The following is an 11,320-nucleotide window of genomic DNA, read 5'->3' on the forward strand; positions in this document are numbered from 1 at the left end:
GCACCGGCCAGCGGCGCTCAGGGGGCCGGGCGGGCGGCACCGGCGCACGGCACCGAGATCGCGCCGGGCGTGGCGTACCGGGAGTTCGACATCCCTGCGTCGCACGGCACGGCGCACGCGCACGTCCTGGACGTCGACCTGTCCGACCGGCGGGTCCGGGTCGGGCTGCTGTATCCGGGTGCGGTCGGCGCCCGGCAGGCCGTGTCGGCGCTGACGAACGGCGCGGGCGCGGTCGCCGGGGTCAACGGCGACTTCTTCAACATAAGCGAGACACAGCACCCCGGCGTCGAGGCGACCGGCGCCCCCGTCGGCCCGGTGATCGCGGGCGGCCGCACCCTGAAGGCGGCCGTGCCGAACGGCCAGCGCTTCGGCCCCGCCCTGCCGCCCGGCACCACGACGGAGGACGTCCTCGGCGTGGGCACCGACCGCAGGGCACGGCTCGACCGCATGGCCCTGGACGGCGACGTCCGCTCCGGCGACAGCCGCCTGGCGCTCGGCGGGCTCAATCAGTACGCGCTGCCGGTGGGTTCGGTGGGCGCGTTCACCAGCGACTGGGGCGAGACCTCGCGGGTGCGCGCGACCTGCGGCACGGACACGGACCGGGGCGCGCCGTGCAGCACCGACACCTACGAGGTGACGGTGCGGCGGGGGCGGGTCGTGGAGCAGGCGGACACGCCGGGGCGTGGCGCGATCGCGCGCGGTACGACGGTCCTCGTCGGCCGGGAGGCGGGCGCGCAGTGGCTGCGCAAGCTGTCGGTCGGCGAGCGCGTGCGGGTCCACCACCGGCTGGTGGCGGCGGCGTCCCGTGTCCCGTACCGCTTCGTGGTCGGCGGCTATCCGGTCCTTCGCGGCGGCGCGCCCCTGCCGGGCCTCGACACGCGGACCGCGGCCGTCCGCACCGCCGCCGGGATCTCCGACGGCGGGACCCGGCTCGTCCTGCTCGCGCTCGACGGCGCCCCCGAGTTCCGCACCGGCCTGACCATCGCCGAAGTCGCCGATGCCCTCGGCCAGTTGGGCGCGACCGACGGCTTCAGCCTGGACGGCGGCGGCTCCAGCACGCTGGCCGCCCGGGCCCCGGACGCCCCGGCCGCGACCGTGCGGAACCACCCGAGCGGCGGCGCGGAACGCCCGGTGCCGAACGGGATCGGGGTCTTCTCCGGCGCGTAGTGCGCGGCCGGCGCCCAGGACGCGGCTAGGGGGTGTCCCGCACCGCCACGAGCCCGTTGAACACCCCGACGTAGGCCGTGCCGTCCGGGCCGAGGGTCACCGGGGCCCAGTTGTTGTCGTACGCGATGCCCGTGCCGGCGAGCCGCTTCCAGCGGGTCTCGCCGGTGCGGAAGTCGACCGCCGTGAGGTACCAGGCGTCGACGCCGAGGCGGTTCGGCTCCTTCGTGTAGAAGTAGAGGAGCCCGTTCGCCGTGGACAGCTTCGGCACGGTGGACGGGGAGCGCTCCTGGCTCTCCCACACCGTGTCGCAGCCGCTGCCGTCGGCGCGTACGTCGACGCGGGTGACGCCGCCGACGACGCTGCGGCCGAAGGTGAGGGACGTGATGTTCTCGTAGCCGTAGTTGTTCTCGACGACGAGGCTGTTGCCGTGGCTGATCAGTGAGTTGTCGGTGGTGGACGCGCCGGAGCCGAAGACGGGGACCTTGCAGACCAGGCGGCGGTCCGCCGGGACGTCGGCGTCGCGGCGGTAGACGAGGACGTGCATGCGGTCGTCTGCGTTGTCGGTGATGGCGACGTACTTCTCCCGCGTGCCGAAGAGGTCGGGCGTGGTGCCCGAACCCTGGTTCACGGAGCCGGGCTTGGTGCCGGTGCCCCGGTCGTACGTCTGTCGCCACAGGACCTGCGGCGTGCCGTCGGGCGCGGCCGCGAAGCTGTACAGGGCGTGGTCGGACACGATGGACACGCCGTCGTCGGCGACGGAGAACGAGTTCTGGATCTCCTCGCCGCGCAGCCGGACGGACCGTACGTCGCCGCTCTCGGGGTCGACGGTGCCGACGCGGCCCTGCCGGGTCACCCACCAGATCCGCCCGTCCCAGTCGGGCATCACGGAGGTGACGGGGTCGCACTCCCCGCTGGGGTGGAGGTTCGTCCAGCTCACGCAGTCGTGCGGGACGTGGGCGGTCAGGTCCCAGTCCCGGTCGACGACGAACCGCCAGGTGCCGTCGGCCGTCCGCTCGTGGGCGAGGCGCACGACGTGCTGACGCGAGTCGGCGAGCACGAGCCGGTCCTGGTGGTCGAGGTAGGAGTAGGCGCCGCCGGACGTGTCCTTGAAGATCTTCGAGAAGTCCAGCCGCGTGATGGCCTCGACGGTGGACGGGCGCTGCGGCAGCTTGTACTCGGCGAGCGTCCGCAGCGTCCTCGGGTCGAGGAGCTTCACCAGGAAGCCCGAGAAGGTGCCGCACACGGTGACGATCCGGCCGTCGCGGTCGAAGGTGACGGTGGCGCACTCGCCGCCGAGCGCGGCCATCTTCTCGCTGGCGACCTCGGGCGCGCGGCCGAGCGGCCCGTTCCAGGGGTAGGTGCCGCTGCCCGCCGCGTCCGCGTGCATGCCGCTGCGGCCGTTCGCGGCGAGGTACGGGTGCTGCGGCGGCGGGTCGCCGGGGACGGGGCGGGCCGCGGCGGGCGCGCCGGTGTACGGGGCGACGAGGCGGTGCCCCGGCGCCTTGGGGATCTCGTCCGCGTACGCCGGCAGGGCGAGCGCCGAGGCCACGAGGGCCGGGGCGAGGGCACGGCTCACGAGCTTGCGGGTCAGGCGTGGCATGGGCCGAAGCTAGGACCGGCCCCCTGAAGTGTCCATGAAGAAACGGAAGTTGTTCACGAACCCGAAACGGTCAAGGCCGGATGCCGCTGACGATGTCCGCCGTCGCCGTCAGGCCGTCGTGCAGGGTGGGCGCCAGGCTCGTGCCCGCCAGATAGAAGCCGAGCAGCGCGCACACCACGGCGTGCGAGGCCTTCATCCCGCCGTTGCGCAGCAGGACCACCACCAGGATCAGGAGCAGCAGCCCCACGGAAATCGAAATGGCCATCACGGACCTCCTCCGCCACGGCCGCACCGCGGCTTTCGGCGGCAAGTGTGGCGTAGCGGAGGGTTTGTCCGGGTGACCGGCGTGTCCGCCGGACGAGTGGTCCTGCCGGGGGCCCGGCGTCCGCGCCGTTACCTTCCGCGGGCGTCGAGGAACGTCTGGAGCCCCGCGAGGTCGTCGGTGTTGAGGTGGTCGACCCCGGCCGCGAGGAGCTCGGTCCACACCGCTTCGCGCTCCGGGCCCGGCGCGTCGGGCGTGGCCCAGAAGCGGACGCGCTGCCCGCGCGCGTGGGCGGCGGAGACGATGCCGCGCAGCTTGTCGCGCTCGGTCTGCGGGATCGGGCCGACGCCGCGCCAGCTGAAGTTGAGCGACCAGTTGTCGCTGATGAGCGGGATGAACGAGGCCGGGGCCGGGGTGCCGAGGTCGGCGAGGCGGCCGTCGTAGAAGGCGCGCCGCACCTGCTGCGCCTCCATCGGCGCGCGGGCCGCGCGGTCGCCGGAGATCACGGCGGTGACGGCGGAGCGGTACACCTTGCCGTGCGCGTACGTCGTGAACAGGTGCCGGTACGGCCGCAGCCTGCGGTCCAGCTCCCGGTACGTCGACGCCCCCTCGGTCTTGATGTCGACGAGCAGCTGGAACTCGCCGCGCCAACGCCGGTACACCGAGCCGTGGTTGGCGCGGATCCGCCGCGCGAGCGGGTCGAGGTAGAGCGCTTCGAGGGTGCGGGCCGGGTCGAGGTCCACGGGGTCGTGGGCGACGAGGAGCTTGCCGTCGACGAGGAAGATGTCGGCCTCGACGCTGGTGAAGCGGTGGTCGAGCGCGTCGAAGAGGGGGCGGGGGTGCTCGTAGTCGTTGTGTGCGTGGGCCTGCGGCAGGGGGCGGGGGCGGCGTTGCCGCGCGGCGGCGGGGGCCGCGCTCGGGTGGGACGAGGAGTCGGCGTGCGCCAGACCGGGCACGGCCACGGCGGCCGTGACGGCCGCGCCGAGGGTGGTCAGGGCTCTGCGACGGGTGACGAGGGCCATGGGGTACCTCCCAGGAGGACGGGTGGGGACGGGGTCCGGCAGTGAGTATGCGGCCCCGGCCGCGTCAGGAAACCCGTGCGTCCTGGGAGTTGGCGCTATGGACGCGATGTGTTCACCGTGCGACCCGTACCTCCGGATTCGCGCAGTGAGACGGCGCCTCGCCGCGTACGTAGCGGGCGACCTCCGACGCGACGATGCGGGCCGCCTTGTGGGCGACCTCCTGGCTGGCGCCCGCGATGTGCGGGGTCATGACGATGCCGGGGGTCTTCAGGAGGCGGGAGTCGGCGGGGACCGGCTCCTGGGGGTAGACGTCGAGTCCGGCGCCGGACAGCCGGCCGGTGTCCAGGGCGTCGCAGAGCGCGTCGTAGTCGAGCAGGGCACCGCGGGCGCAGTTGACCAGGACGGCGCCGCGGGGCAGCAGGGCGAGCTGCGGCGCGCCGATCATGCCCCGGGTCTCGTCGGTCACGCGGGCGTGCAGCGACACGATGCGGGAGCGGGACAGGAGTTCGTCGAGGCCGACCTGTTCGGCGCCGCCCGCAAGGGCTTCGGCGCTGACGTACGGGTCGTGGACGAGGACGTGCGCGCCCATCGCGGCGAGGATCCGGGCGACGCGGCTGCCGATGGCGCCGTAGCCGACGAGGCCGACGGTCGCGCCCTCGATCTCGATGCCGCACCTGTCGTAGTCGTAGTAGTCGCCGCGCCACACCCCGCGTCGCAGGTCGGTGTGCGCGTCGCCGACTTGGCGGGCGGCGGCGAGGAGCAGCGTGAGGGTGTGCTCGGCGGTGGCGACCGCGTTGCGTCCCGGCGCGTAGCAGACGGCGACGCCGTGCCGGGTGGCCGCGTCCAGGTTGGCGTTGACGGGCCCGCCGCGGCTGACGCACACCAGCTTCAGGTCCGGACAGGCGGCCAGGACGCGTTCGGTGAAGGGCGCCATCTGGGTCACGCACACCTCGGCGCCCTGGAGGGCGGCGATCAGCTCGTCCTCGGTGCCGGACGCCTCGCTGACCTCGCCGACGGGGCCGAAGGGGGTGTGCGGCCAGGGCAGCGTCAGCTCGCGCACGTCGACGGCGGCGAGTCCGTCGGTGGCCCTGCGCACCGCGTCGGTGAGCAGGCGCGGCAGGACGAAGTGGTCGCCTGCGGCGAGGACGGTGGTGCTCATGAGGGGCTTCTTTCCCGGGTGTGAGGGCGGAGGGCGTGGCAGGGGTTCAGGTGGTGGCGGTGTGCACCGTCGGCGCGTTGAAGCGCAGCAGCGCCGACTGGCCGTCGCGAAGGCGCAGTTCGGTGAGGGCGCCGTTGTCCAGGTGCGGGAAGACGCGGCGGTACTCGCGCAGCGGGATGCCGAGCTGGTCGCACAGGACCAGGCGCAGCAGCGTGGAGTGGGCCACGACGAGCACGCGCCCGTCCGGGAACGCGGCCGCCACGTCGGCGAGGCAGGCTCCGGCCCGCGCGGCGGCGGCGCCGGGGTCCTCGCCGTCGGGCAGGTGGTGGGTGACGGGGTCGTCGAGGAAGGCGTCGAGCGCGACGGGGAACCGGTCCCGCATCTCGGTGCGCGTGAGGCCCTCGCCGCGCCCGAAGTCCACCTCGCGCAGGCGCTCGTCCTCGCGCGGGGTGACGCCGAGCGCTTCGGCGGCCGGGGCGGCGGTGAGGCGGGCGCGCGACAGCGGGGAGCTGTAGACGGCGTCGATGCGTTCGCGCGCCGCCCAGGCGGCGAGTTCGGCGGCCTGGAGGCGGCCGCGCGGCGTGAGCGCCACGTCGGTGCGCCCGGCGTAGCGGTTGCCTTCGTGCCAGACGGTTTCGCCGTGGCGTACGAGAATGACGTCGGTCACTGGTGTGTCCTCATCGGTGGTGCGTGCGGGGTGCTCCGGATGCGTGCGTGGGCGGCGACCTCGGCGGGCAGCCAGCCACGGACGGCGAGTGCGTCGACGAAGCGCAGGTAGCCGGGGATCCTGCGGGCCGTGCGGTCCGGGTCGGGGCGGATCTCCTCGCCCGGTGCGACCAGGGCCGCCGCCGCGGCGCGCACGGACACGCCGCCGGCCGTCGCCGCGAGCACCGCCATCCCGACGGCGCCCTCGGCCTGGGCCGGCACGTGGACGGTGCGGCCGAGGACGTCGGCCCGCAGGGCGTTCCAGTAGCGGTTCCGCGCACCGCCCCCGGTGAGGGTGAGCGGGCCGTCGACGGGCGCGCCGAGCAGGTCGAGGTAGTCGAAGCAGAGCCGCTCCACGAAGGCGACGCCCAGCAGGTGGGCGTGGAAGCGCTCGGCCTCGCCGCGCGGTTCGCCGAGCGTGAAGGGCGCGGCGTCCGTGGCCCGGAAGGGGAAGCGCTCACCGCCGTGCGACACCAGGGGGTAGGTGACGGCGTCGCCGTCGGCCGCGGCCGCGGCCTCGGTGAGCCGGTCCAGGTCGGCGCCGGGGAACGCGCGCGCGATGACGCCCGCGCCGCTGCTGGACGCGCCGCCGGGCAGCCAGGTGTCGTCGGGGCCCCGGTGGCAGTAGACGACGCCGCCCGGGTCGCGTACGAGGTGGGGGCTGACGCCCTTGAACACCAGCGTGGTGCCGAGAACGGAGTTCCAGGCGCCGGGGGTGAGGGCGCCCGCGCCGAGCTGTGCGGCGCAGCCGTCGGTCATCCCGGCGACGACGGCGGTGCCTTCGGGGATGCCGGTGGCCGCGGCCGCCGCGGCGCACACGGTGCCGAGCACGGTCCCGGGCCGCACGACGTCCGGCAACAGCCGCTCGGGGACGTCGAGTTCGGCGAGCACCCGCGTGGGCCAGCGCTCGTCGACCAGGTGGTAGCCGGTCTTCAGGGCGTGGCTGGCGTCGCTCGCGACCTGGTGGCCGACGAGCCGCCAGGTGATCAGGTCGGGCTGGTGGAGGAGGCGCGCCCCCGTCGGCAGGGACGCCCGGTCCAGGAGCCACCGCAGCTTGGGCAGCGCCCAGGACGGCTGCATGGAGCGGTAGCCGAGGTCGCGCCAGACGGCCTCGCCCGCCGCGTTGACGCGGTCGGCCTGGGGGGCGGCGCGCCCGTCGTCGTACATGAGGCCCGGGGTGAGCGGGGTGCCGGACGCGTCGGCGAGCAGGATCGTGCCGGAGGTGGCGTCGAGGGCGAGGGCACGGACGCGGGCGGGGTCGTCGAGGGCGGCGATCGCCTCGCGGCAGGCGGCGGTGAGCGCGCTCCACCACTGCTCCGGGTCCTGTTCGTGGCGGTTGCCCTCGCGGTGGCCGGTCAGCGGCCGGGACGCGGTGGCGAGGACGGTGCCCGTGGAGTCGACAGCGACGCAGCGGGCGCTCTGCGTGCCGAGGTCGAGGCCGAGCCACACGGCGTCGGACGGCAGCGGGGCCGCACGGACGTCAGACACGGGACGCTCCCTGCGCGGGTGCCGCCGACGCCGTCCACCCGGCGTCACGCGCGAGCCCCCGCCACCGCAGGAACGCCTCGTACAGGCCCGCGTAGTACCGCGCGCGCTCCGCGTCCGGCTCCCAACTGGTGCGCATCCGCACGTACTTGGCGGCGGCGCTGTGCATGCTGGACTCGGCGCCGGTGAGGACGAGACCCGTGAGGAAGGCGCCCTTGGCGCCGAGTTCGGTGTCGCCGGAGCGGGCGGTGGGGACGCCGGTGGCGTCGGCGATGAGCTGGCACCAGGCGTCGTTGTTGGCGCCGCCGCCGCACAGGCGCAGCTCGGTGACGGTCGTGCGCGCGGCGACGAGCGAGTCGCGCAGGACGAGCGAGAGCCCGTCGAAGACGGCCCGCGCCAGGTCGGCGCGGGTGTGCTCCAGGGAGAGGCCCCAGAAGGAGCCGCGGGCGCGCGGGTCGAGGAACGGCGCCCGCTCACCGGCCGGTGACAGATAGGGCAGGAAGAGCACGCCGCCCGCGCCCGGCGGCGCGGAGAACGCGAGGGCGCCGAGCTCCGGCGGCCCGTCGAGCCCGAGTGTGCGGGCGGCCCAGGTCAGGACCTCGGCGCCGTTGAGGGTCGGGAAGGCGCGCAGGACCCGCTCCCGGCCCCGGTAGGCGATGGTGATGCCGGACGGCTCGCCGCTGGTGTCGACGTCCGTGCGGACGATCTCGGTGCACAGCGTGGTGCCGAGGATGCTGCACGCCTGACCGGGGTTGACGACGCCGACGCCGCGGGCGGTGGCGGCGATGTCGTACGGGGCCATCACGACGGGGAGCCCGGCGGGCAGCCCGAGCTGGGCGGCGGCGTCGCCCGTTATCTCGGCGATCCGCTCGTGCTCGCCGAGGACCTCCGGAAGCAGGCGCGCGTACGGGGTGAGCCCGAACAGGTCGACGATGCCGGGGTCGTAGGCGCCGGTGGCGTGGTCGAGGAAGGGCGCCGACGCGTCGGACTCGTCGACCGCGGTGACGCCGGTGAGCTTCAGGAACAGCCAGCCCGCCGCGGTCAGGGACGCGCTGGAGCGGTCCAGGCGGTCCGGGTCGTGGGCGGCGAGCCAGCTGAAGACGGCGTTGGGCATGCCGCTGCACGTGAGCGAGCCGTTGCGCCGGAACGCCTCCTCCAGGACGCCGTCGTGCTGCCAGCGCGTGAGGAGGTCGCCCGCGCGCCCGTCGGACCACAGGATCGCGGGTCCGGTGGGCCGTCCCGCCGCGTCGACGAGCCAGGCGCCGTCGCCCTGCGCGGTGAACGTCACCAGCCAGACGGGGTCGGCGACTTCGGAGAGCGCGGTGCGGACGGTGTAGACGACCGCGTTCCACACGGTGTCCATGTCCTGCTCGGCCCAGCCGGGGTGCGGGCGCTGCACCTCGGTCGCGAGCCGCGACACGGCGAGCTCGCCGCCCTGGTCGTCGAAGACCACGGACTTGATCATGGTGGTGCCGACGTCGATCGCGAGGACGGACATGGTCTTCACAGTCCCTTCGTGGCGGGGGCGGGTGCGGGGGCCGGTGCGGCTGCGGTGTGCGGCGCCCCGGCGTCCGGTGCGGAATCGGCTTGCACGGGACCGGTGTCGCCGGTCGTCTTCAGTACGAGGGTGAGGGCCGCGCTCACCGCATGGAACCCGGCGAAGATCCAGACGACGCCCGCCACGCCCAACGGCCCGCGGAACAGGCTGACGACGAGCGGCCCCACGAAGGTGGACGCTCCGGCACCCAGGTTCAGGGCGGCCATGGCCTGTCCCTTGTGGGCGGGCGCGACGGCGGTCATGAGCGCGGACAGCGGCACGTACCCGGAGAGCGTGGCGCCGTAGACCACGGCGACCAGGACGCACAGCGCGTACTGCGCGCCGGCCGCCGCGGGGACGTAGTAGAGGAGCAGCGTCGACACCGTGCAGCCGACGCCGCCGCACCACGCGACCGTCGTGCGCCAGCCTGCCTTGTCGCCGACGACGCCGAACAGCAGGTTCGTGACGATATTCGTGGCGAACATGATGGCGAGCAGTCTGAGCCACTGCGCGTCGGAGAGCCCCACCTCGTCCGTGAACCACGCCGGAAGCATCACCAGAAAGCCGAACTGCGAGGCGGTGTTCAGCATCCGCACGACGGCACCGGCGCCGACCCGCGGATTGCGCACCAGGATCGTCAGGCTGCCGGAGAGACCCGCGAGCGGACTCTGTCCGGCGGGCGCGAGCCGGGCGGAGCCGGTGCGCTCCCGCAGCAGGAGCAGCGGAAGCAGGCCGCCCACGACCACGACGCCGAGCGCGGCCCACAGGGTGCCCCGCTCCCCGATGTGCGGGATGAGCAGGCTCGCCGTGAGCGAGCCGAGCGTCGGCAGGCCCGCGGAGAACGCCGACCAGAACCAGCCCATGGCGCTGCCCATCTGCCGCGGCGGCGCGACGGCGGCGATCCACACCAGGAAGGCGTACGCGAACAGCGGATAGGCGAGGCCGCGCAGGCCGTACCCGACGAGCAGCAGCGGATAGGCCTTGCTCGGCACGGCGACGGCGAGGAAGAACACGTGGGTGACGGCGAAGGCGCCGAGCCCGAGCCACATGACCCGGCGCGGCCCCCACAGGTCGGACAGCGCGCCGGACAGCCATCCGGCGACGGCGCCCGTGACGCCGTACACGGTGAAGACCATGGCGACCTGCGCCTTGGGGATGCCGAGGTCCTCCAGGTACGGCGAGAGGAACCCGGCCTCGATCCCGACGCCCGTCATGAAGACCAGGAGGCCGAGGTAGCCCCAGGAGAGGGGCTGCGGGATGCCTGCGCGTGTGAAGAGCGAACGCGGCGCGGGGCTGTTCGTCATCGAAGCTCCCCTGGGGACGGTGGTGTGGGCCGGGCGGCGGCCGGGGTGTGCGCTGGAGTGAGCAAACAGTTGGCTGAAACGGCACGTCAATCACCTGGGAAAACCTCACGCGGGGCGGGCGGGGGCGCCCACGGCCCGAGCTGTGCGGCCGGGCTACGATCCGAGTGAAGTACGTGCGAACATCACTCGGTGACTTCACACGAGATGACACGAGGTGCGGAGAGGCGGGGCCCGTGACGGACGAGGGTGACGGCAGGGCGGACCGGGTCGACGTCCGCGAGCGGCGGCGGCGCGAGATCCGGGACCTGGTGGTCGCGGGCGGCTTCGTACGGGCCGCGGACCTCGCCGACACGTTCGGCGTGAGCCTGATGACGGTCCACCGGGACCTGGACTTCCTGCAGTCGCAGGGCTGGCTGCGCAAGGTGCGCGGCGGGGCGACGGCGCTGCCGTCGGCGCAGTTCCACGGCAGCGTCGCCGAGCGCATGACGGCGATGGCGCAGACGAAGCAGCAGCTGGCCCGCGCCGCGGCCCGCCTCCTGGTGCCCGGCCAGACCGTGCTGCTCGACGACAGCACGACGTGTCTGCACCTGACCCGCGAGTTCGCCGCGCACGCCCCGCTGACGGTCCTCACCAACTCCCTGCCCGCGATCACCGCGCTAGCCAAGGAGCCGGGCGTCTCCCTCATCGCGCTCGGCGGCAGCTACTTCCCCGCGTACGACGCCTTCATGGGGCTGCACACCGCCGACAGCGTGGCGGCGTTCCGCGCGGATGTCCTCTTCATGTCGACGACGGCCGTGACGCGCGGCCGCTGCTATCACACCTCGCCGGAGACGGTGCAGGTCAAGCGGGCGATGATGGCGGCGGCCACGCGCCGCGTGCTGCTCGCCGACCACACCAAGTTCACCCGCGACGGCCTGTACGCGCTCGCGCCGCTCACAGACTTCGACGTGGTCGTCGTCGACGACGGGCTCGCGCGCGACGAGGTGCGGGCGATGCGGGAGCGGGGCGTGGAGGTCCAGGTCGTCGAGCGCGCCGCCGAACAGGTACGTGTACATCAGCACCATCATGATCGGGAACGC

At 74.1% G+C, this 11,320-nt stretch carries 10 protein-coding genes; 2 read left to right on the forward strand and 8 right to left on the reverse strand.

Annotated elements, in window-relative coordinates; genetic code table 11:
• A partial coding sequence (locus ACFWZ5_RS41350) for a phosphodiester glycosidase family protein (RefSeq protein WP_384892296.1) occupies positions 1–1,167 on the forward strand: 1,167 nt, incomplete at its 5' end.
• A gap of 25 nt (positions 1,168–1,192) precedes the next feature.
• Here ACFWZ5_RS41350 and ACFWZ5_RS41355 read toward each other — a convergent pair.
• The 8 genes from ACFWZ5_RS41355 to ACFWZ5_RS41390 all read right to left on the reverse strand — a co-directional run bounded on the left by ACFWZ5_RS41355 (position 1,193) and on the right by ACFWZ5_RS41390 (position 10,241).
• The gene (locus ACFWZ5_RS41355; protein ID WP_384795231.1) at positions 1,193–2,767 is read right to left on the reverse strand and encodes a hypothetical protein; all 1,575 of its coding nucleotides are present in this window, start codon (positions 2,765–2,767) and stop codon (positions 1,193–1,195) included.
• A gap of 70 nt (positions 2,768–2,837) precedes the next feature.
• Positions 2,838–3,032, reverse strand: coding sequence for a hypothetical protein (locus ACFWZ5_RS41360; RefSeq protein ID WP_384795233.1), 195 nt, complete (start codon positions 3,030–3,032; stop codon positions 2,838–2,840).
• Between the two features lie 128 nt (positions 3,033–3,160).
• Positions 3,161–4,051, reverse strand: coding sequence for a phosphatidylinositol-specific phospholipase C/glycerophosphodiester phosphodiesterase family protein (locus ACFWZ5_RS41365; protein WP_384795235.1), 891 nt, complete (start codon positions 4,049–4,051; stop codon positions 3,161–3,163).
• Positions 4,052–4,163: 112 nt separating this feature from the next.
• Complete coding sequence (locus tag ACFWZ5_RS41370) at positions 4,164–5,210, reverse strand: 2-hydroxyacid dehydrogenase (protein ID WP_384795237.1); 1,047 nt, start codon at positions 5,208–5,210, stop codon at positions 4,164–4,166.
• Between the two features lie 46 nt (positions 5,211–5,256).
• Complete coding sequence (locus ACFWZ5_RS41375) at positions 5,257–5,877, reverse strand: histidine phosphatase family protein (protein WP_384795239.1); 621 nt, start codon at positions 5,875–5,877, stop codon at positions 5,257–5,259.
• On the reverse strand, positions 5,874–7,403 hold the full coding sequence (locus tag ACFWZ5_RS41380; protein ID WP_384795241.1) for an FGGY-family carbohydrate kinase: 1,530 nt from the start codon (positions 7,401–7,403) through the stop codon (positions 5,874–5,876). The genes ACFWZ5_RS41375 and ACFWZ5_RS41380 overlap by 4 nt, the downstream gene beginning before the upstream one ends.
• A complete protein-coding gene (locus tag ACFWZ5_RS41385) occupies positions 7,396–8,898 on the reverse strand; it encodes an FGGY family carbohydrate kinase (protein ID WP_384795243.1) in 1,503 nt (500 codons plus the stop codon). Before ACFWZ5_RS41385 ends, ACFWZ5_RS41380 begins: the two co-directional genes overlap by 8 nt.
• A gap of 5 nt (positions 8,899–8,903) precedes the next feature.
• Positions 8,904–10,241 carry an MFS transporter gene (locus tag ACFWZ5_RS41390; protein WP_384795245.1) on the reverse strand — a complete coding sequence of 446 codons (1,338 nt, stop codon included), beginning with the start codon at positions 10,239–10,241 and terminating at the stop codon, positions 8,904–8,906.
• Between the two features lie 233 nt (positions 10,242–10,474).
• Between ACFWZ5_RS41390 and ACFWZ5_RS41395 the strand changes: the two genes are divergently transcribed.
• The coding region (locus tag ACFWZ5_RS41395) for a DeoR/GlpR family DNA-binding transcription regulator (RefSeq protein ID WP_384892299.1) at positions 10,475–11,320 on the forward strand (846 nt) is incomplete at its 3' end.

The sequence above is a fragment of the Streptomyces sp. NPDC059003 genome (assembly GCF_042740445.1).
GTDB lineage: Bacteria > Actinomycetota > Actinomycetes > Streptomycetales > Streptomycetaceae > Streptomyces.